Raw genomic sequence first — 21670 nt, 5'->3', positions numbered from 1 at the left:
GTCAGCTCCGATCCGTTCGTTGAAGATCGCCTGCCGCCTCGCGGCCATCGAGCAATCCACCGGGATAAGCCCCTGCCGCGCCTCTGGGCCATCCGGCGTCGGTCGTGTCGGCGCGGGCCCGGATGCGCGTGCCAGCTCCTGGCGCGACATAGGGAAAGTAGCGCTTGAAGCTGTTGAGCGGCTTTTCGAAAACCAGCCACGATAACGACGCCAGGATAAGGGTGGCCGTTCCTGCAACCAGGAACCGACCCGCCCCCTGCTCCGAGACGTTGACGGGGATCCACGGCTGGGACTTGACGGCCAACGACAGGAGTATGGGGTGGTACAGATAGACGCCATAGCTGACGCGGCCAAGGGCGGTGAGCGGCGGCAGTTCGAGAAGCCAGCCCCGGTACCCCCGATGGCCTCGAGAACAACTCGCGACGATCATCACGAGAGGCCCGAGCGGAAGGATTTGCGACAGCAGCCAGCGGCCCCATTCCTGGACAGTGTCCGGCGGCGCCGGAGCAAACCACTGCAGGGCGAAAAACGCGACCGCGAGCGCCGGCCAGCCAAGCCGTAACCACTGTGGCAAGACGGTGGCCCTGGTTCGGTAGACGGCAAGCCACGCACCCGAGGCGAGCGCGTCCATGGAAGCCGGTGGAAGCAGATCGCGCGCCAGCGCGGGGGTTCCAGTGATCGGCCAGTAAAAGCGATACGACAATGACAGCACGATGACGCCGATGCAGATCGCCTCGAGGCGGCGGCGTGGCGCCAGCAAGACGACCAGCGGCCAGGCGATATAGAACTGCTCCTCGATGCTCAGGCTCCAGAAATGGCAGAGCAGCCAGGGCGACCAGTCATTGCGCAGCGCGTACCAGAAATTCGACAGGTAAAGCGCATGCCAGATCAGCGATCCCCTGGAATGCTCCAGGTCAACCATCCAGACGACGCCCAGCACGGCAAAATAGGGCGGGAATATTCGCAGTGCCCGCCTGATGTAGAAGGATCTCAGCGCGGGCGCGGCCTCAAATTCAGCCGCCGAACGCGCTTCCAGGAGAAGGCGCGTGATGAGAAAGCCGCTCAGCACGAAGAACAGCCGCACGCCGATGTGGCCCCAGAAAGAAGAGCCTCCCGCCGCGAAGAAATGGGAATACAGCACCAACGTGACGGCGATGGCCCTCAATCCGTCCAGCTGGGTATCGCGAGAGTTTCCCATCAGCCGCTTCCTCCGGCGGAACATCTCTGATGAGGCTGCCGGGGCATCCCCACGAATTCCCGGCTTCGAGAGTCAAAGGGGTTCGCAACGGACGACCCGCATCCTTGCCGGCGCTTATGTTCGCCAAAGCGCCGACAATGCAAAATCCACGCTCCACGAGCCCGCCCGGGACGGGTCCGATATCGCATATCTGCCAGCGGAAAGCTCAAGTTGGTCAACTTGACGGAACCCTCGCCGCGCGTTTCCATTTGGCCAATGAGTGCTTCCGCGCAATGGTGCGGCGCAACACAAAAGATTTACCGTGCTGAAATAGTTTTGTGAAGCGAGGGCCTAAAAACCGACTAAAAACCGCCCTGATTTTGCCGCTAACGCCAAAGAGGCCGTTAATCGTGCGAAGTGCATGAGGTTGTTCGGGTAAAGCCACACATATTACCGGTTGCATCTCGGGAAAAACATCCAGATTTTTCTACAAATCATCGAAAATTATATTTTCAATATGCGATTTATAGCAAAATTAGACCGAGAATTATACGAAATAATTGGTCTTTTGCGGCGCAGCATAGCCAATCACCGTTCGGAATCGAAGGTCGGGACTTGCGCGCCTAGTGCAGTCCAGGCGCCTCTTCATCCCGCCTTTACAGCCCCGAACCGCAAGCCATCCATCAACAGCTTGACCAGCCGGCGCGAGCGGTCGCGCCATTCAGGGGTGTCGGGTGCCGAGTAGATGCCGCCCAGCGCGTGCAGCACGTCGGAGGCATCGACGTCGCCGCGGATGGTGCCGTCGGCGACCGCCGCATCCACCAGTTGCCGCAGCGCCTGCGACACTCGTCCCGACGTGTCGGAAAACAGCGTCGAATTGGTGGTGAGAAGGATGCGCAGGCTGGTCGCCAGGCCGCGCTTGGTGGCGATATAATCGACGAAGCGGCGCATCCATTCTTCCAGCGCGACATCCGAGGGATGTTTTACCGCAAGCTCGCCAGCCGCTGCGCACAACCCCTCCACCTCGCGGCGATAGACCACCTCGACCAGATGCTCGCGCGTAGGGAAATGGCGGTAGAGCGTGCCGATGCCGACGCCGGCGCGCCGGGCGATCTCCTCCAGCGAGGCGTCGATGCCGCGCTCGGCGAAGACCGAAGCCGCCATCTCGACCAGGCGGTCGCGGTTGCGTTGCGCATCCGCGCGCAACGGCTTGTCGGCGGCGGCGGGTTTTTGGTCGACGTTTGTGACGGGCTCAAAAGCCAATTTTTTCTCCACCAGGGATATGGGGGCTTGAACCATGCCTGGCCAGCCCCCACGTAAATAAACGGAGGCGCCTCCGTTTTAGTGGAGCACCTTTATCATATAATCAGGGAGCCCGGTATGTCACGTCTTTCGAAGCCGCAAGCTGTCAGCTTCCTCACCCGCGGTAGGTTGGCTGTCGCCTGACCTTGCCCTTCCCTTCCAAAGCGCCAATTCATTCCCTCAGCGTCAAGCAACTGGAGCCAGACGCCCATGACGAAAATCCCCGTCCATCTCGATATCAACGGCCGGCATCACGAGTTGCAGCTCGAACCGCGAGTCACGCTGCTCGATGCCTTGCGTGACAGGCTCGGCCTGACCGGCACCAAGAAGGGCTGCGACCACGGCCAGTGCGGTGCCTGCACCGTCCATGTCGACGGCGAGCGCGTGCTGGCCTGCCTGATGCTGGCAGCCCAGGCCGAAGGCCGCACCATCACCACCATAGAGGGGCTTGCACGGGAGGGCGAACTGCATCCCGTGCAGGCTGCCTTCCTCGAACAGGACGCCTTCCAGTGCGGCTATTGCACGTCAGGCCAGATCATGTCGGCGGTGGCCTGCATCCGCGAGGGCCATGCCGGATCGGATGAGGAAATCCGCGAATACATGGCCGGCAATCTCTGCCGCTGCGGCGCTTATCCGCACATCGTCGCCGCCGTGCGCCAGGCAGCGTTGGAGGCCGCGTCATGAGGGATTTTTCCTACCTTCGCGCCACCTCGGCCGACGCCGCCCGCCAGACGGCCGCGCTCCCCGGCGCCATGCTGCTCGCCGGCGGCACCACGCTGATCGACCTCGCCAAATGCGGCGTCGCCGAACCAGACACGCTGGTCGACATCACCCATCTCGACGGGCTGGACCGGATCGAGATCGACGAGCGCGGCGCCATCATCGGCGCGCTCGCGACGATGAGCCATGTCGCCGACCACGCGGACATCAAGGGCCGCTTCCCCGCCATCTCGGAGGCGCTGTGGCAAGCTGCTTCGGCGCAGATCCGCAACATGGCGACCATTGGCGGCAATCTCATGCAGCGCACGCGCTGCCCCTATTTCCGCGATCCCTCGAGTTTTGCCGCCTGCAACAAGCGCGAACCAGGCAGCGGCTGTTCGGCGATCGGCGGTGTCACCAGGGGCCATGCCGTGCTTGGCACCAGCGAGGCCTGCATCGCCATGTATCCCGGCGATCTCGCCACGGCGCTTGTCGCTTTCGATGCAACAGTTCATCTCGGCGATCGGCGCATGCCGGTCGATGACTTTTTCCTGCTGCCCGGCACGACGCCGGGCAAGGAACACGCGATCGAGCCGGGCGAGATGATCACCGCCATCGAAATCCCCTCCTCCGCGGCCGTCCGGCGTTCGACTTATCTGAAGGTCCGCGACCGGCAGTCCTACGAGTTCGCCGCCGCCAGTGCAGCCGTCGGCCTCGAACTGGAAGCTGACGGACGCACCATCCGCGACCTGCGCGTCGCGCTCGGTGGTGTCGCCACCAAACCCTGGCGGGCGCGCGCCGTGGAAGACGCCTTGAAAGGCAAGGTGCTGGAGCCGGAAGCTGTTCGCGCCGCCAGCCTGCTCGCCGTCGAAGGCGCTGTCGACCATGGCGCCAACCACTACAAGATCGAGCTCGCGCCGCGCGTCGTCGCACGGGCTATTCTCAAGATGGGAGAAACGGCATGACCGTTCACGACATCAGAGTTGGTGAATCGAAACGGGGCGATGCGTCCGACGGCGGCGCGGACGCGGTCGGCGGCCGGCTGTCGCGTGTCGATGGCCCGGCCAAGATCACGGGTGCGGCCAAATACGCCGTCGAGCAGCAGCTCGAAGGGCTCGCCTATGCCGTGCTGGTCGAAAGCACGATCGCATCCGGCAAGGTGCGCGCCATCGACAGCAAGGCGGCCGAGGCGGCACCGGGCGTGCTCAAGGTGCTGACGCCGGACACCATCATCAGCCTGAGAACCGCCTCGGACTGGTTCGGCACGCCGCCGCCCGACAGGCCCTACTGCCCGCTGGCGCGCGACATCACCTTTTCGGGCCAGCATGTCGCGGCCGTCGTCGCCGAGACCTTCGAGCAGGCCATGACCGCCGCGGCGATGGTCAAGATCAGCTACGACGAGACGCCTGCCATCGTCGACCTCAGCGACGGCAAGGCCGGCGACGGCATTGCGATCGATGCCATGACCAAGGAGTGGGGCGACGCCCAGGCCGCCTTCGCCTCGGCCCCGGTACGGATCTGCGCCGCCTACAACACACCGCGCGAATACCAGGCGCCGATGGAGCCGCATGGCCTGATCGCCCGCTGGGAAGGCGACCACCTCACCGTGTGGGAGCCGAGCCAGTGGCTGGACGGCATGGCGCGCACCTATGCCGAATGGTTCGCCGTGCCGTTCGAGAATGTCCGGCTGGTGTCGCCCTATGTCGGTGGCGGCTTCGGCTCCAAGGCGCTGGCGCTGAGCCATGGCGCGATTGCCGCAAGTGCCGCCAAAATGCTTGGCCGGCCGGTGCGGCTGGTGATGACGCGGGCACAGACCTTCACCGGCTATGGTGGCCGCGCCGCGACCCGCCAGACGGTGACGATCGGCGCCGGCCGTGACGGCCTGATCCAGTCGATCGTGCATCGCGGCGTCAACGAAACGTCGATCGACGGCATGTGGGTCGAGCCGCTGGGCTCGGTCACCTCGATCATGTACGCGACGCCGAACTTCTCCTCCAGGCAGAATGTCGTAAGGGTGAATTCGGTGGTGCCGGGCGCCATGCGCGCGCCGGGCGAAAACCCGTCGGCCTTCGGCATCGAAAGCGCCATCGACGAACTCGCCTACGAGGTCGGCATCGATCCGCTGGAAATCCGGCTGCGCAACTACGCCGAGCAGGATCCGCATGCCAAAAAAGCCTGGTCGACCAGGCAGTTGCGCGAGGCTTTTGCGGCAGGCGCCGAACGCTTCGGCTGGGCCAGGCGCACGCCCGAGCCACGCTCGATGCGCGACGGCAACTATCTGATCGGCTGGGGTGTGGCCGCAGGCACTTATCCGGTGCGGCGCGCCTATGGCGAGGCGGTCGTGCGCATCCTGGCCGACGGCTCGGTCGAGGTCGAAAGCTCCTCGATCGACATGGGTCAGGGCACCTACACCATCCTGGCGCAGACCGCCGCCGAGACGGTTGGCGTAGCCGCCGACGACGTCGTGGTGAAACTGGGGGACTCCCGCTTTGCCCGTGCCGGCGTCTCCGGGGGCTCACGGCTGGCCGGCGTGATGACCGGCGCGGTCTACAAGGCGGCGTCCTCGGCGCTCGACCAGCTGATCGGTCTGGCGATCGGCGATCCGCGCTCGCCCTTCCACGCGCTGCAGGCCAACACTTTGGTCGTCGCCAATGGCCGCATCACCGCGCCACGCGGCGACGGCCCCGATGTCTCGATCGCCGACCTGCTCAAAAGCGTCGGCCGCGACCGCATCGAGGCGACGGGCGACACCATGCCCGCCAATTCGACGGCGGAAGACCGCTACAAGAACTACACCACCATCGCCATGGCGCTGCCGCACACCGAGGGCGACTATTCCCGCCACTCCTGGTGCGCGCATTTCGTCGAGGTGCGCGTCGACGAGGATTTCGGCACGGTGCGCGTGTCGCGCGTGGTTTCGGCGCTGGATTCGGGCCGGCTCTACAATCCGAAGCTGGCCGAAAGCCAATGGAAGGGCGGCATCATCATGGGCATCGGCCAGGCGCTGCTCGAAGAAGGCATCGTCGACCGCCGCCACGGCCGCATCGTCAACAACAACCTCGCCGACTATCTCGTCCCCACCAATGCCGACATCCCCGACATTGAGGTGATCTCGGTCGGCATCCCCGACCTGCATTCCTCGGTACTCGGCGGCAAGGGCGTCGGCGAACTGGCGATCGTCGGCATGGCGCCGGCCATCGCCAATGCGGTGTTCCACGCGACGGGAAAGCGGATCAGGGATCTGCCGATCACGCTGGAGAAGCTGATCCAAGCGCGTAATCTCCCCCCTCGAGGGGGAGATGTCGCCGAAGGCGACAGAGGGGGTCGTCTCGCGTGAAGCGCTAACCTCCGATCGTCGCAAGAAAGTCGCGCCCAGTCGAACCGACCCCCTCTGGCCTGCCGGCCATCTCCCCCTCGAGGGGGGAGATCTGCAGCTTCACCATTCCAATGCGAACGCCAGCTTGCCGAAATGCAGGCCGCCGGCGGCCATGTGGGCGTAGGCTTCGGTCGCTTGATCAGGTGAAAACACCTTGTCGACCACCGGCTCGATCCGGGCCGCGCCGATGGCCCTGGCGGCGTCGAAAAGATCGGACACCGATCCGGTGTTGTTGCCGGTCACCTTCAGCGCCTTGATGATGATCGGCAGCAGGTTGATCGTGGCTTCGGCGCCGGTGACGAAGCCGATAGTGAACAGCGTGCCGCCGGGCGCGGTGGCGTTGACGGCGCGGGCGAAGGTGGCGGTGCCGCCGGTCTCGACGACAAGATCGGCGCCGCGGCCATCGGTCAGTTCCAGCACCTTGCCGTCCCAGTCTGATGTCGCGCGGTAGTTGATGAGATGATCGGCGCCGAGCGCCTTTGCCCGCTCCAGCTTTTCGTCCGACGACGAGGTGATGATGACGGTGGCGCCGGCGGCTTTCGCCAGCTGCAGAGTGAAGATCGAGACGCCGCCAGTGCCAAGCAGCACGACGACCGAGCCCGGACCGACATTGGCGGCGCGAATGGCGTTCCAGGCGGTGGTGCCGGCGATCGGCAGCGTCGAGGCCGCCTCGAAGGACAGATGCGCCGGGACCGGCACCACCGAATTTGCCGGCAGCGCGACATATTCCGCCAGCGATCCGGGCAGCGAAACACCGCGCATCTGCGTCATCTCGTAGGGCCGCGGCGGCCCGCCGATCCAGCGCGGCTTGGCATGCGCGACGACGCGATCGCCGATGGCGAGCCTCGTAACGCCCTCGCCCAGCGCGACGATCTCGCCGGCGGCGTCGGCGACGGGGATGAGCGGGAAGCTCGGCCCGGGATAGTTGCCGCTCGCCACCGCCACATCGACGAAATTGAGGCTCGCCGCACGCTGGCGGATCAGCACCTCGCCGCGCTGCGGTTCGGGAGTTGCAACGGTGGCGGCGCGGAAGGCGTCCAACCTGGGCTGGCTGAGTTCGATGGCTTTCATGATTTCACTCCGGTGGAACGATTTGATGGATTGAGTGAACCTATTTGCTGCGCTATCTCTGGATAATCCTTGTTTTCTGCAATTGAGAACTGTGAATAATGCAGCAATCCCACGAACCCGCGGCCCTTGCCGAGATGGCTGCCTTCGCCGCCATCGCCGGGGCGCGTTCCTTCACCAGGGCGGCGGCCCGTGTCGGGCGCGACGCGACCATCCTGTCGCGGCGCCTGCAGTCGCTGGAGGCGCGGCTGGGGGTGAGGCTGCTCTCGCGCACGACGCGCAGCGTGTCGCTGACCGAAGCGGGTGCCGAATTCCTGGTGCGTGTGCGCGCCATCCTCGCATCCGTCGACGAGGCCGAGGCCGTCGCGTCCGCGCATGCCAGGGGCGGCCCGCGCGGCCTGCTCAGGCTGGCGCTGCCCGGCACGTTCGGGCGCATGTGGATCGGGCCGCTGCTGCCTCAATTCCTTGCCGAATTTCCCGATGTCCGCATCGAGGCTGAATTCTCCAACCGCTTCACCGATCTGGTCGCCGAGAATTTCGATGTCGCCGTGCGGCTGGGCAGCCTGGAGGATTCACGCCTGGTGGCACGCAAGGTGGCGACGCGGCGCCGGCTGCTCTGCGCCGCTCCCTCCTATCTCGCCCGCAGGGGCCGGCCGGAGACGCCGCAAGCGCTGCTCGACCATTCCTGCCTGGGCTTCTCGGGCTTCCAGACCTTTCCGGCCTGGGAGATGACCGACCGTGAGGGCCGGCGCGCGCGCGTCGAGGTTTCGGGGCCGTTGGTCACCGACGATGCCGAGGTGCTGGTCCAGGCCGCCGTGCAAGGCATCGGCCTGATGATGAGCACCGACTGGCTGGTCGGCCGCGAACTCGCCGATGGCCGGCTGGTATCCGTGCTGGAGGAGTGGACGCTGGCGGACGAAGGCGCGGTCTATGTCGTCACGCCCTCGGCCAAGGGAAAAGCCGCCAAGACCCGCGCCTTCGCCGACTGGATCGGCAAGCGCTTCGCGCCGGAGCCGCCCTGGCGGCGGTAAAGCCTCTGACCCGCTGGCGGTAGAGACTACGCGCTCCGCCTTCAGGGTCCGTGAGCCGCCAGCGGCGTGCCGATGTCCGACACGAGTTTGACGAGGTCGGCTTGGCGTCTGGTGCCGGTTTTGGCGAAGATTCGATTGAGGTGGGTCTTCAAGGTGTTCTCACCGATGCCGAGCGACAACGCGCTCTTGGACGCTGACAATCCGCCGCCGATCCGCAGCAGCACCCGCGCCTCCGCGGGTGTGAGGTCGAACAGCGTGGTCAGAACGGCCTCCGGGAGGGGAGAAGCCGATGTCGTCGTCGATATGAACACTGCCGCGCATGCCGGCCGGAAAACCGCGCGCGCCGTTCCTTCAGTCAGCGGCAACACATAGGCAACGGCGGGCGGCTGGCCCTGGGCCGAAACCGGCAGCCCTATGCCGCGCGCGCCAAGCGAAGCATCCGCGCTCGCCGCACTGGCGATCGCGTCCAGCAGGGCGCGGGCCACCACCGGATTCTGTGCCTGGAGCACGCCGTTCCTGGAGAGAATGGGACCCTGCACCGAAAACATCTGTTCGGCGGCCGCATTCGCATGGAGGATTGCTCCGTTGGCGTGGGTAAGCACGACAGGCACAGCCAGATGATCGAGCGCCTGGCGATAAAGATGGGTGGTGAAGCGGCCCTGGTCGAGCAGATCTCCGATCAGCGAAGCACGGCGCAGATGCGGCGAGAGCAATGCCAGGAAATGCTGCTCTTCGATCGAAATACCTCCCCTGCTGGCGCGCGTGGTGCAGCCCAGAAGCCCGATTCGGTCCGGCGTATGAACGAATTTGGTGATGCAAGCCTCGCGCAGTCCCTGCGGTTTGGCCCAGTTCTGAAAAAACGGCGTCAGCTGGAGTTCGCTTTCGCTCATGAGCGACAGCGTCGCAACCGGCCGGTCGACATCGCCGACCACCGCTGCCTTCAGTCCGGGAATTCCATCAAAGTCATAGTCCTCCTCTAGCACCCGCATCTGCACGGGATCCCAAGGCGATTGAGCCGCGAAGCGGCCGCTATTATGGGCGGTGCCGGCAAGGGCGATGGTGGTGTAGGCCGCGTCGACGGCTTTCGTGACGCGGGTCATGACTCCGGCCCAGCCTTCCGGGTTCAAGACGCAATCATAGATATCGCCGATAATCGAACTCAGGACTTCGCTGCTCAGCCTTTCCACCACACCTCCAGGCACGCCCCGATCTCGCCTCGGAGGAATTTGTGACGTCATACTTTTGGATGACGCCAGTCGCGGCCGCTCTCGACTATGGGTTCAACTTGATCGCCTGAACGCCGGGCCGCCACTGTTGCCGGTTATTGTCGCAACGGAAAGCATCGCGTTCGATATTTTTTAAGCCGTGGATACTTGTCGAGGTTCCCCATTGTCTCGAAAGACGGTGTTTTCATCGGCGCGGTTGTCACCGCATCTTGACGAACGCGAACGATTTTCCCTGTGGCAAAACATCCATGTCGCGGAAATATTGTCGGTCGAACACGGCAGTCCGGAAAACCTGCCCTTCGAAGCGTCCATCGAGGCCACGGCTGTCGGTTCAGTGGTTCTCGGCCAGATGTCCGGAACCATCGAGCAGGCGACAAGGAAAGCGAGCAACATCGCCAATGACGGTTATCTGTTGCTGATCAACAAGGCCGACACCGTGTTGTCAGGGGTACAGGTCGGCCGCGAATATGCCGTCGGTCAGGGAGAGGCCGTGCTCGTCACTGCATCGGAAGCTCTGAAAATGACCTATGCCGACAGCAATGCCTGGACGAATGTGGTGATCCCACGCGCGATCCTCCTGCGTGCCTTCCCGCAGATCGATGACAGGCTGGGGTTGAAGATCGGCGCCGACAGCGAAGCCCTCGATCTTCTCAAACGCTATTGCCTGCTTCTTGAAAGCGGCAGCCCACTTGCCTCGGCGGATCTGATCACGCACGCGACGGACACGATCGTGGATCTGATCGGCCTGGCGACCGGCGCGAAAGGTCGGGCTGCCGAACTGGCCGGGCTTCGAGGCCTGCGCGCTGCCAGGCTGGAGGCCGTCCTGGCAAGGATCGCCGAGGATTTTATCGATCCCGGCATCTCCGCCCAAAGTGTGGCGCAACAACTCGGCCTGTCGGTGCGCTACGTCCACGACCTCCTTCAGGAGACGGGAATGAGCTTCTCCGAACGCGTTCTCGAACCGCGTTTGCAGAGCGCCCACAGGATGCTCTCGCACAAACACAGCGACATGCGGGTCAGTGACATCGCCCTGACAAGCGGATTCAGCGACGTATCGTACTTCAACCGCTGCTTTCGTCGCCGCTTCGGCTATACGCCGACAAGCGCCAGATAAGTTTGCACCTTTCGGTCCGATATCAGCCTGTGCGAGGCCGAATCCGCAGCGCCTGCGCGACCGATGACGCCGAACTGCCACAGTGCGCGCAAAAGACGCTGCTTTTCGCTCCAGTCCAATTCCAGTGCCGCCCTGCCCAAGACAAGGCCGGGCTCCAATGACATGTCAGCCTTCAGGGTGAAACGACTGTCATGTCAGGGGGTTAAATGCCGCGGAATGCATTTGGAGGCCGCAAGGCTAACGCGTTGAAATGCCTGGCGCTGGCCTCGACTGCGCTGGTCGGCCTTGGCCAGCCGATCCCTGCATCGGCAGCCGAGGTCTGGACCGGCGCCGCCTCCACGAACTGGTTCGCCGCCGGAAACTGGAACCCCGCCGCTGTCCCGACATCGAGCGACGACGTGATTCTCGATCCGGTGTTTCCGCACCCGGCCGTGGTCGATGCGGCGAGTGCGGCCGCCCACTATCTGTTTGTGGGCACCATTGCGAGTTACACGGGCTCGCTGACGATTACGAACGGCGGCACCCTCTCCGACACTGCCGGCTATCTCGGCTACGTTTCGAACGCGAGCGGCACCGTGAGCGTCACTGGCCCGGGCTCCGTCTGGAGCAACAGCTCCGACCTTTTCCTTGCCTTGAGCACCGGCAGCACTGGCACCTTGAAGATCTCCAGCGGCGGCGCTGTGAGCGACACCGTGGGTCATGTCGGCTACGGCCTGGGCTCCGGCACCGTAACGGTGGACGGCCCGGGCTCGACATGGACCAACAGTGGGGATCTCTACATCGCCGAATTTGGCACCGGCACGCTGGACATCACCAATGGCGGAGCGGTCAGCAATGCCATGGGCACCATCGGTTGGCACGCGGGCTCCAACGGCGCGGTGACGGTCGACGGAGCGGGTTCGATATGGACGAATTCTTCCCACCTGTTCATCGGCGATCAGGGCACTGGTGCGCTGAACATTTCGAAAGGCGGCAAGGTCAGCAATCTGAGCGGCATTCTGGGCAATTTGGCGGGCTCCATTGGCACGGCAACTGTCGACGGTGCTGGCTCGACCTGGGCAAACGCAGCGCTCGCGGTCGGGAACGCGGGCTTCGGCGCGCTGACGATCACGAATGGCGGCGCGGTCACCAGTTCGGTGGGTTATGCCGGCTATGACGTGGGCTCCAAGGGCCTGGTGACGGTCAATGGTGCTGACTCGACCTGGACCAACACTTCCGACCTCTTCATCGGCTTCCAAGGCCAGGGCTCGCTAACGGTCTCGAATGGCGGCGCGGTCAGCAACGCCTTGGGCTATGTCGGCGACTTCGCGGGCTCGACAGGCACCGTCTTCGTCGATGGTCCCGGCTCGACCTGGACCAACAGCGCGGATCTGTATGTCGGCAATCTCGGCGCCGGCAACGTGACGATCACCAATGGCGGCGCCATCAGCAACGACACCGCCTATGTCGGCAACTCGCCAGGCTCGACCGGCATGGTTTTCGTCGACGGTGCCGGTTCGACCTGGACGAACGCAGACCTGTTCGTCGGAAGTGCCGGCACGGGCACACTGGTGATCTCGCATGGCAGCACGGTCAGCAGCGGTACTGGCGTCATTGGCTCGCAGGCGGGCTCGACCGGCACGGTGATTGTCGACAACGCCGGCTCGACCTGGACCAACAGCGCGGATCTGTTTGTCGGCGATTATGGCACCGGCACGCTGGCGATCTCGCATGGCGTGGTCAGCAACGGCTCTGCGATTATTGGCGCGAAGGTGGGCTCGACGGGCATGGCGTTTGTTGATGGCGTCGGCGCGACCTGGACAAACAGTTCTTCCCTCGTTCTCGGCGGTTACGGCGCCGGCACGCTGGCGATTTCAAACGGCGGCATGGTCACCGACGCTGCTGGTTATCTGGGTTTTGATGTCGGATCGACGGGTTCGGCAATGGTCAGCGGCGCGGGCTCAACCTGGACGAGCAGCAGCCTCCTTATTGTCGGTCAGCGCGGAACCGGTTCATTGATCGTCTCGAACGGCGGCTCGGTCGCCAATGCCGATGGCTATTTGGGCTTTAATGGCGGATCCATCGGTACCGCCAACGTCAGCGGCTCCGGCTCGACGTGGACCAGTGGCGGTGATCTCAACATTGGAGGTAGTGGCACAGGCTCACTGACGATCGCGAATGGCGGCGTGGTGTCGGCCGGCGGCGTGGTCAACATCGCCCTTCTGGCGGGCTCCGTCGGCACGCTGAATATCGGTGCAGCGAGCGGATCGCCAGCGGCGGCGGCCGGCGCGCTCAATGCGGCGAGCGTTCAGTTCGGACAAGGCGCGGGTGCGATCAACTTCAACCACACCGACACAAGCTACACCTTCGCATCGGCGATCGGCGGCGCGGGCTCGATCGACCAGATTGCCGGCACGACGAACCTGACCGCCAATTCGAGCGGCTTCACCGGTGCAACCAATGTGAACGGCGGACGGCTGGCCGTGAACGGTTCGCTGGCCAGTTCGCTGGTGACGATCACGGGCGGAATGCTAGGTGGCAACGGCACGGTTGGCGGCATCGTCGCACAATCAGGCGGCGTCATCGCACCGGGCAATTCGATCGGCACGCTCAATGTCGCGGGCGACATCGACCAGGCGGCGGGCTCGATCTACCAGGTCGAACTCACCTCGACCGGCCAGTCGGACCTCATCCTGGCGACGGGCACGGCGACGATCGCCGACGGCACGGTCCTCGATGTCGTCAAGACGGACGCCGCGCCTTATGTGCCGGGCACGCATTACACCGTGCTGCAAGCCGATGCGGGCGTCACCGGCACCTACACGCTCAGCGGGGCCGGCCCCTTCATTGGCCTTATCGCCAATTACGACCCCACGCATGTCTATCTCGATGTGGTGCAGGCGAAGTCCTTCGCCTCGGTCGGCCTGACGCCCAACCAGATCGCAACCGGCGGCGGCGCCGAAAGCCTTGGCAGCGGCAATCCGCTCTTTGATGCCATCTTTGCCTTGCCGAGTGAGGCGGCCGCCCAGGACGCCTTCGACCAGCTCTCGGGCGAAATCCACGCCTCGGCCAAGGGAATGTTGCTGGAAGACAGCCGTTTCATCCGCGACGCCGCCACCAAGCGAATCAGCGCAGCCTTCGGCGATGCCGGCGCAGCCGCATTGCCGGTCATGGCCTATGGCGAGGGCGGGCCCGGGATGGTGGCCGCCGACACCGACCGCTTCGCCGTCTGGGGCCAGGCCTTCGGCTCCTGGGGTCAAACCGGCAGCGACGGCAATGCAGCCAACTTCGATCGCTCGACCGGCGGCCTCCTGGTCGGCGCCGACAGCCCGATCGGCGACTGGCGCGTCGGCATCATCGGCGGCTACAGCCATTCGTCCTTCGACGCCGACGACCGCCATTCCAGCGGCGCCAGCGACAACTATCATCTCGGACTCTACGGCGGCACCAATTGGGGCGCCATAGCCTTCCGCACCGGCGCCGCCTACAGCTGGAACAGCATCTCGACAAAACGCTCGGTGGCCTTCAACAGCTTCGCCGACCAATTGTCGGCTGACTATGACGCCGGCACGGCGCAGGTGTTCGGCGAACTCGCTTACAAGGCTGGTGTCGGCCGCTTCAAGTTCGAGCCCTTCGCCAGTCTCGCTTATGTCAGTGTGCATGCTGACGGCTTCACCGAGCAAGGTGGCGCCGCCGCGCTGACCAGCGCCAGCTCAACCACCAATGCCACCTTCACCACGCTCGGGCTGCGCGCCTCGACCGACGTCGCGCTCGGCGGCATCAGCGCGACCGCGCGCGGCACGCTCGGATGGCGCCACGCCTTTGGCGACGTCACGCCGACCTCGACCTTCGCCTTCGCCGGCGGCGATGCTTTTGCCATCGCCGGCGTGCCTGTCGCCAGCGACAGCGCGGTGATCGAGGCCGGCTTCAACTTGCAAATGTCGACCAATGCCACGCTCGGCCTGTCCTATGTCGGCCAGTTCGGTGGCCACAATGCCGACAACGGCGCCAAGGCAGATCTCAGCGTCAGGTTCTGACAACGAGGAGGTCAGACAATTTGGCGGCAGCAAGGGCGAAGACGGGGAATCTCCCGCACGAGACCGAGATTGGCAGTTCCGATTCTGGCTCTCCTCTATTTCCCCTGCTTCAGGAACTGGCTGAGCAAATCCACCGGCAGCGGGAACACGACGGTGGACGAGCGCTCGCCGGCGATATCGTGCAAGGCCTCGAAATAGCGCAGCTGCATGGCCTGCGGCTCGGCCGCCAGCATGCGGCCCGCCTCGACCAGTTTCGCCGCCGCCTGCTGCTCGCCTTCGGCATTGATCACCTTGGCGCGCCGTAGCCGCTCGGCCTCGGCCTGCTTGGCGATGGCGCGGACCATGTTCTCGTTGAGGTCGACATGCTTGATCTCGACATTGGACACCTTGATGCCCCACGCATCGGTGCGCTGGTCGAGGATCTCCTGGATGTCGCTGTTGAGCCTGTCGCGCTCGGCCAGCATCTCGTCGAGCTCGTGCTTGCCAAGCACCGATCGCAGCGTGGTCTGCGCCAGCTGGTTGGTGGCTGCCATGTAGTCCTCGACCTGGATGACCGCCCGCTCGGCGTCGACGATGCGGAAATAAAGCACGGCGTTGACCTTCACCGAGACGTTGTCGCGCGAAATCACGTCCTGCGGCGGCACGTCCTGCACCACCACGCGCAGGTCGACCTTCACCATCTGCTGGACGAAGGGAACAAGGATGATGAGGCCAGGCCCCTTGACCCCGGTGAAGCGGCCGAGCGTGAAGACCACGCCGCGCTGATATTCCCGCAGGATGCGGATCGCCGCGGACAGGAAGATGACCACAAGAACCGCAAGCAGCAGGTAGGCCACATAGCCGATGTTCATTGCCTTGCTCCATTCCTTCCCGCGTCGCGCCGCCGCACGGTCAGCACGAGGTCGCTGATGTCGGTCACCTCGACGCTGTCGCCGGCCGCGACGGGTTCATCGGCCTTCGCCCGCCAGCGCTCGCCCAAGGCCAGCACATGGCCCTCGCCGCCCTGCCAGTCGAGGATCTCGGCCGGCTGGCCGCGCATCGCTTCGCCGCCGACGCGCGGCGGGTTTCGGCGCGCCGCCCAGAGATAGGTGCCGCTCAGCAGCGCCAATCCAAGGGTCAGCGCGGCGGCGGGACCGATGATCGCCCATGACAAGGCAAAGCCCGGCCCCTCGACCCGCAGCAGCATGGCGGCACCGAACAGAAAGGCGGCCACGCCGCCGAGCCCGAGCACGACGGTGGGATTGAAGGCCTCGATGATGAGGAAAACGACGCCGAGCAGCATCAGGGCAAGGCCGGTATAGTTGATCGGCAGGAGATCGAGCGCATAGAGGCCGAGCACGAGGCAGATGGTGCCGACGACGCCGGGCGCCACGGCCCCCGGGCTGGTGAACTCGAAGACGATGCCGTAGACGCCGACCAGCATCAGGATGACGGCGGTGTTCGGATCGGTGATGACGGAAAGCAGCTGGATGAACCAGCCCGGCTTCAGCGTCTCGACCGGCAGCCCCTTCGTCGCCAGCACCACTTTCTTGCCGGCCACATCGACGGTGCGCCCATCGGCCAGCAGCAAGAGCTCGGTGGTATCGCGGGCGACGAAATCGATCACATGTTCCTGCAATGCCGCATTGGCCGACAGGCTCGCCGCTTCGCGCACGGCCTTCTCGCCCCAGTCGCCGTTGCGGCCGCGCAGTTCCGCCAGCGAGCGGATCAGGGCGACCGCGTCATTGGTCACCTTGGCCATCATCGCGTCGCCCGCCGGCCGGCCGTTGGCGTCCTTCTGGTCGCCCTCGCCCTTCTGGTCGCTCTTGTCGCCGCCCGGAAGCGACGGCAGCCCGCCCATCTCCACCGGCGTCGCCGCACCCAGATTGGTGCCGGGCGCCATGGCAGCGACATGGGTGGCGTAGAGGATATAGGTGCCGGCGCTCGCCGCATGGCCGCCGGCCGGCGCGACATAGCCGATGACAGGCACCGGCGACGCCAGGATATCGGCGATCATCTCGCGCATCGAGGTGACCAGCCCGCCCGGCGTGTCGAGCTGCAGGATGAGGACTGCGGCATCCCGCCTGGCCGCGGCATCGAGCGCTTCCTTGAGCTGCCTGCTGCTTGCCGGCCCGATGGCGCCGTCAATGGCGACGCTTAGGGCCACCCTTTCGCTCCCGGCTGAGGAGAAGGGACAAAGAACAGCCGCGACGACGAAGGCCGCGGCAAGAAGGGCCACCCGCGCGAAGGTCACGCTCAAAGCTCCATGGACTCAATATGGGTTGTATTTTTGCGAAGTCCATGAAGGAGCCGACGTCGCAGATCGGCGACGGCCGAAGAGACGGCCCCCCTTACTCCGGTGAAGGCACCGGCGGCTTCGAGGTCAGCGCCGTGCCGGCGGCGGCGACGATCACGGCGGCGATGCCGGCCAGTTGCGGCATGGTCAGGCTCTCCCGCAGGAACAGAAACCCGGCCAGCGCGCCGAGTCCTGGTTCCAGGCAGGTCAGCGTGCCGTAGATGCGGGCCGGCATGCGGGTCAGCGCCACCATCTCGAGGAAGAACGGCAGCGCGCTGGAGAACAGGCCGACGAGCAGCGCGCTGACCAGGATCGACGGCGCGAGCAGGCCGCTTCCCGCCTCGGCTATGCCGAAGGGCAGCACCAGCACGGCGGCGATGGCCATGCCATAGGCTGTGGTGCGGGTGCCGAGCTCCGCGCCTGCCTTCTGCGCCAGCACGATATAGAGCGCCCAGAAACCGCCGGCGGCCAGCGCCAGCATCACGCCCACCGGGTCAAGCGGCTGCAGCGAGTGGATGAAGGGCGACAAAAGCACGATGCCGGCGACCGCCAGCGCGATCCAGGCAAAGTCGCTGGCACGCCGCGAGGTCAGCGTCGCCACCAGCAGCGGTCCGGAAAACTCCAGCGCCACCGCGACGCCGAGCGGGATCCTGGCGAGCGCTGCGTAGAACAGAAGGTTGAGTGCGCAGAGCGTGACGCCATAGGCGACGAGCCACGGCAGAGTGGCGCGCGAGGGCCGCATCTGCCAGGGCCGCAGCACCGCGATCAGCATCAGGGCGCCGATGACGAGCCTGAGCGTCGTCGTGCCTTGCGCGCCGATCACCGGGAACAGCGTCTTGGCGAAGGTGGCGCCGATCTGGATCGACACCATGGCACCCATCAGCGCCGCGACCGGCAAGGGTGCTGCCTCGCGGCTGGCAACCGGCATTGATGTCACTTTGGTTCATCCTCCATGCCGGCAGGCGCGAAGGCCGGCCGCATGGGAGATAGAGCGAACCGGCCCGCCTGTCGTGAGGCAGCGCGGATGCCTCGATGAGGGCACGGCCAGATGGCATGAGCCAGCGGGCAACGCCGTCGGACATCACGCCTGGTCGCCGCGCGCCTTGGTCAGTCTCGGGATCGCCGCCAGGACGAGCAGCGCGGCACCGCCCAGAAGCGCCATCGCCCCGAGCGACCAGGCGATGCCGATATGCACGATGGCGACCGACAAGGCAAAAGGCGCGACAGCCGAGACGATCAGCCGGGCCGACATCACCCGGCCCTGCAGGCGGCCGTAGCCATCGCTGCCGAACAATGTGAGCGGCAGCGAGCCGGTGACGATGCTGAAAAGCCCGTTGCCCATGCCGAAGATGACGGCGAACGCCATCGCGCCGGCGATGGAAGGCGCGGTGCTATCCAGCGCGACCACACCGGTTGTCATCAGGCTGGCCGAGATGATGGCGAGCATCAATGGCGACAGCTTGCCGCCGAAGACCATGTTGATGAAACGGCTCAAGACTTGTGACGGCCCGAACAGCGTTCCCACGATGGCGGCGGCCGCGCCGAGGCCAAGCCCGGAAAGCAGCGGCACCATATGCACCAGCACGGCGGCGGCGATCAGGTTCTGCAGCGAGAAGGCAATGACCATCAGCGCAAGGCCGAGCGGCCGCGACGTGGCGGGAAGCGATCCCTTGATATGCCGTGGCGGCGCGCTTGCCGACCGCCTGCCCTTGGCAAGCCCATGCGAGAGCCAGGCGTGCAGCGGCAGGCAGACAAGCAGGTTCAGGCCGGCGAAGACAAGATAGACGCCCTGCCACGGCATATGCGCGTGCAGGGCCGACGTGATCGGCCAGAACACGGTCGATGCGAAGCCGGCAATGAGGGTGAGGTAGGTAATGCTGCGTTGCGCGGCATGCGGCCTGATCTGCACCAGCAGCGCGAAGGCGGCGCCGTACTGCACCAGGTTCGATGCCACTTCGAGGACGATCAGCGCCGCCACGAAGGCCACGGCGGTGGGAGCACTGGCGCAGCCGGCGAGTGCCGCCGCTGCCAGCATCGAGCCGGCGGTCATGATTTTTCCGGCGCCGAAGCGGTCGATCCAGCGCCCCAGCCAGGGCGCGGTCAGGCCACCGATCAGCAAGGCGGCCGAAAGCGCGCCGAAAATCCATTCGGTTGGCCATCCCAAATCCCTGGCCATGTCGGCGGCGAGGATGCTGAAGCTGTAATAGAGCGTGCCGTAGCCGATGATCTGGGTGACCCCAAGGGCGGCAATCGCGGCTATCGGCGCGCGTTCCGAGGCATCGAGCTCAGAAAGGCCCCGATTACTTGATGCCACGGTCACCGGTGACCACCTCGCCATCTTCCTTGGTGAAGTGGGTCACCGGATGGTCAAGCAGGTCGAGCACAAGCTCGGACGGCCGGCACAGACGCGTCCCCTTTGGCGTCTCGACGATCGGCCGGTTGATCAGGATCGGATGCCTCAGCATGGCATCGAGCAGCTGCTCGTCGCTCCATTTGGGATCAGCCAGGCCAAGCTCGGCATAGGGCGTGCCCTTTTCGCGCAGCAAGGCGCGCGCAGGAATTCCCATGGCGGCGATAAGCTGGCGCAGGCGGTCCCGGCTGGGCGGATGCTTCAGATATTCGATGACCACCGGCTCCTCGCCGCTCGCCCTGATTATGGCAAGCGTGTTGCGCGAGGTGCTGCAGTCGGGATTGTGGTAGATCGTTACGGTCATGGCGCGGCCTCGACGGCAAGAGATTGGATTTCGGGTTGCGGCTGCAGCAGCCACGTCATCAGCGCCAGCGCGAAGCCGGCGCCGGCGACCTCGGCGGCGATGAAGCCGGGAAGGCTTGCCGGGCTGATTCCCGAATACGTGTCGGTGAACGCCCTCGCCACCGTGACCGCGGGATTGGCGAAGGAGGTCGATGCGGTGAACCAGTAGGCAGCCGTGATATAGAGGCCGACCAGCCAGGGCACGGCCGCGCGTTCGAAGCGCAAGCCGGCCAGGATGACGGCGAGCAGGCCGAAGGTCGCGACGCCCTCCGAAAGCCATTGCGCGGCCCCGGTGCGGCCATGCGTCGACAGCGCCAGCGGCGCCAGGCCGAACATCAGATGCGCGATCACCGTGCCGACAATGCCGCCGGTAAGCTGGGCCAGCATATACCAGGCGCAGTCGCCGGCCGACAGCCGGCGCGAAAACGTCAGGGCGAGCGACACGGCCGGATTGAAATGGGCACCGGATATTGGGCCGAGGATTGTGATCAGCACGACGAGGCTCGCACCGGTTGGCAGCGTGTTGCAGAGAAGCGCCAGTGCGCCGTCGGCCGTCAGCGACCGCGCCATGATCCCTGAACCGACAACCGTAGCCACCAGCAGCGCCGTGCCAAGGCTTTCCGCGACCAGACGGCGCGGCAGGTCGAACTGGCGCTCGACTGTCATTGGACCGCCTCTTGCGCATCGGCCGCACAGCAGCCCGGCGCCAGTGCCGGCGCGCAGATTTCCGGCCTTCCGGAGCAGCAATCCTCCATCAGGAAGCGGATCAGCCCGCTCAGCGCTTCATACTCGGCGCTATAGACCATGGAGCGGGAATCACGGCGCACGCTTACCAGCCCTGCCCGTTCGAGCTCCTTCAGGTGGAAGCTCACATTCGAGGCCGAGACCTCGACCTTCTCGGCGATGGCGCCTGCGGCAATACCATCCGGACCCGCGATCACCAGATGCCGCAGAATGCGCAGTCGTGTTTCTTGCGAAAGGGCTGCGAATGCGGACAGGGCTTGACGTTCATCCATATTTCAACAATCCTAGAAATGTTGAAACGAGGATTACCGCACATGCTCACCTCTGACAATCGGGAATTTGAACCCACCCCCGCCATCGCCGGTGATCCCGAGGACATCACCATCGCTGGCCTGCTGGCGTTTCTCGCCGGCCACAAGGACAGGCAGCTGGTGTTTTTCCATGATGGCCGGCCGGTGAAGCCCGGCTACCACGTCACCGAGGTAAAGGCCGGCACATTCGCCGCGCTGGACTGCGGCGCCAATCCCGAATCCTGGGCCGAGATCTTCGTCCAGCTCTGGGACGTCGACGAGGACCGCACGCATATGCCGGCCGGAAAATTCTCGGCGATCATCCGCAAGGTGACGGAGCATGTCGATCTCGACCCTTCCGCCCGGCTGACCTTCGAGGTCAGCGACGGCGTGCGCCCGATCGCCCTGTATCGGGCCGCCCTTCCCCGGCTCGTCGGCGGCGCGGTGCATGTCGACCTTTCGCCCCGGCCGGCAAGCTGCAAGCCGCGCGACCGTTGGCTGGAGGAAGAGAGAAAAGCCAAGGCCTGTTGCGGGCCTTCCGCTTCGGCGCAGCCTTGCTGCCGATAAGTCGCCCACAACCAAGCGAGGAAGGCTTCGTCC

General features: G+C 65.2%; 18 protein-coding genes. 7 read left to right on the top strand and 11 right to left on the bottom strand.

Features of this window, described 5'->3' with window-relative positions:
- Position 1: 1 nt before the first annotated feature.
- On the bottom strand, positions 2 to 1198 hold the full coding sequence (locus EN850_RS14445) for an acyltransferase (protein ID WP_136091710.1): 1197 nt from the start codon (positions 1196 to 1198) through the stop codon (positions 2 to 4).
- A gap of 624 nt (positions 1199 to 1822) precedes the next feature.
- A complete protein-coding gene (locus EN850_RS14440; protein WP_136091594.1) occupies positions 1823 to 2440 on the bottom strand; it encodes a TetR/AcrR family transcriptional regulator in 618 nt (205 codons plus the stop codon).
- A gap of 249 nt (positions 2441 to 2689) precedes the next feature.
- Here EN850_RS14440 and EN850_RS14435 point away from each other — a divergent pair, with 249 nt between their 5' ends.
- Genes EN850_RS14435 through EN850_RS14425 form a run of 3 tightly spaced genes read left to right on the top strand, consistent with a single transcriptional unit; the run spans position 2690 to position 6515 of the window.
- Entirely contained in the window at positions 2690 to 3163 is a 474-nt protein-coding gene (locus EN850_RS14435) for a (2Fe-2S)-binding protein (protein WP_127280642.1), read from the top strand.
- A complete protein-coding gene (locus EN850_RS14430) occupies positions 3160 to 4143 on the top strand; it encodes a xanthine dehydrogenase family protein subunit M (protein WP_136091593.1) in 984 nt (327 codons plus the stop codon). The genes EN850_RS14435 and EN850_RS14430 overlap by 4 nt, the downstream gene beginning before the upstream one ends.
- Positions 4140 to 6515 (top strand): xanthine dehydrogenase family protein molybdopterin-binding subunit, encoded by a 2376-nt coding sequence (locus EN850_RS14425; protein ID WP_246689212.1) that lies wholly within the window; start codon positions 4140 to 4142, stop codon positions 6513 to 6515. The genes EN850_RS14430 and EN850_RS14425 overlap by 4 nt, the downstream gene beginning before the upstream one ends.
- A gap of 99 nt (positions 6516 to 6614) precedes the next feature.
- On the opposite strand, the gene EN850_RS14420 is transcribed toward EN850_RS14425, so the two are convergent.
- Positions 6615 to 7625, bottom strand: a complete 1011-nt coding sequence (locus tag EN850_RS14420) for an NAD(P)-dependent alcohol dehydrogenase (protein ID WP_135866062.1) — start codon at positions 7623 to 7625, stop codon at positions 6615 to 6617.
- A 98-nt stretch (positions 7626 to 7723) separates the two neighbouring features.
- Here EN850_RS14420 and EN850_RS14415 point away from each other — a divergent pair, with 98 nt between their 5' ends.
- The gene (locus EN850_RS14415; RefSeq protein ID WP_136091592.1) at positions 7724 to 8653 is read left to right on the top strand and encodes a LysR family transcriptional regulator; all 930 of its coding nucleotides are present in this window, start codon (positions 7724 to 7726) and stop codon (positions 8651 to 8653) included.
- Between the two features lie 41 nt (positions 8654 to 8694).
- On the opposite strand, the gene EN850_RS14410 is transcribed toward EN850_RS14415, so the two are convergent.
- Positions 8695 to 9780 carry a helix-turn-helix transcriptional regulator gene (locus tag EN850_RS14410; RefSeq protein ID WP_246689211.1) on the bottom strand — a complete coding sequence of 362 codons (1086 nt, stop codon included), beginning with the start codon at positions 9778 to 9780 and terminating at the stop codon, positions 8695 to 8697.
- Between the two features lie 238 nt (positions 9781 to 10018).
- Here EN850_RS14410 and EN850_RS14405 point away from each other — a divergent pair, with 238 nt between their 5' ends.
- Positions 10019 to 10993, top strand: coding sequence for an AraC family transcriptional regulator (locus tag EN850_RS14405; protein ID WP_246689210.1), 975 nt, complete (start codon positions 10019 to 10021; stop codon positions 10991 to 10993).
- Positions 10994 to 11199: 206 nt separating this feature from the next.
- Positions 11200 to 15009 (top strand): autotransporter domain-containing protein, encoded by a 3810-nt coding sequence (locus tag EN850_RS14400; RefSeq protein WP_136091589.1) that lies wholly within the window; start codon positions 11200 to 11202, stop codon positions 15007 to 15009.
- A 95-nt stretch (positions 15010 to 15104) separates the two neighbouring features.
- Here EN850_RS14400 and EN850_RS14395 read toward each other — a convergent pair whose 3' ends face one another.
- The 7 genes from EN850_RS14395 to EN850_RS14365 all read right to left on the bottom strand — a co-directional run bounded on the left by EN850_RS14395 (position 15105) and on the right by EN850_RS14365 (position 21052).
- Entirely contained in the window at positions 15105 to 15860 is a 756-nt protein-coding gene (locus EN850_RS14395) for a slipin family protein (RefSeq protein ID WP_127278988.1), read from the bottom strand.
- Positions 15857 to 17242, bottom strand: coding sequence for a nodulation protein NfeD (locus EN850_RS14390; protein ID WP_136091588.1), 1386 nt, complete (start codon positions 17240 to 17242; stop codon positions 15857 to 15859). The genes EN850_RS14395 and EN850_RS14390 overlap by 4 nt, the downstream gene beginning before the upstream one ends.
- 97 nt (positions 17243 to 17339) lie before the next feature.
- Positions 17340 to 18221 carry a DMT family transporter gene (locus EN850_RS14385; protein WP_135916785.1) on the bottom strand — a complete coding sequence of 294 codons (882 nt, stop codon included), beginning with the start codon at positions 18219 to 18221 and terminating at the stop codon, positions 17340 to 17342.
- Between the two features lie 144 nt (positions 18222 to 18365).
- A complete protein-coding gene (gene arsK / locus EN850_RS14380) occupies positions 18366 to 19604 on the bottom strand; it encodes an arsenite efflux MFS transporter ArsK (protein ID WP_246689209.1) in 1239 nt (412 codons plus the stop codon).
- Positions 19585 to 19998 carry an arsenate reductase (glutaredoxin) gene (arsC, locus tag EN850_RS14375; RefSeq protein WP_136091586.1) on the bottom strand — a complete coding sequence of 138 codons (414 nt, stop codon included), beginning with the start codon at positions 19996 to 19998 and terminating at the stop codon, positions 19585 to 19587. Before arsC ends, arsK begins: the two co-directional genes overlap by 20 nt.
- Positions 19995 to 20702, bottom strand: coding sequence for an MIP/aquaporin family protein (locus EN850_RS14370; protein ID WP_136091585.1), 708 nt, complete (start codon positions 20700 to 20702; stop codon positions 19995 to 19997). The genes arsC and EN850_RS14370 overlap by 4 nt, the downstream gene beginning before the upstream one ends.
- Positions 20699 to 21052, bottom strand: a complete 354-nt coding sequence (locus EN850_RS14365) for a metalloregulator ArsR/SmtB family transcription factor (RefSeq protein WP_136091584.1) — start codon at positions 21050 to 21052, stop codon at positions 20699 to 20701. Before EN850_RS14365 ends, EN850_RS14370 begins: the two co-directional genes overlap by 4 nt.
- A 42-nt stretch (positions 21053 to 21094) precedes the next feature.
- On the opposite strand from EN850_RS14365, the gene EN850_RS14360 reads away from it, so the two are divergent.
- The gene (locus EN850_RS14360; RefSeq protein WP_136091583.1) at positions 21095 to 21637 is read left to right on the top strand and encodes a DUF6428 family protein; all 543 of its coding nucleotides are present in this window, start codon (positions 21095 to 21097) and stop codon (positions 21635 to 21637) included.
- Positions 21638 to 21670: the final 33 nt, after the last annotated feature.

Source organism: Mesorhizobium sp. M8A.F.Ca.ET.207.01.1.1 (assembly GCF_004794715.1).
GTDB lineage: Bacteria > Pseudomonadota > Alphaproteobacteria > Rhizobiales > Rhizobiaceae > Mesorhizobium.
Note: the sequence above shows the minus strand (reverse complement) of the source record. Positions and strands in the feature narration are given on the sequence as shown.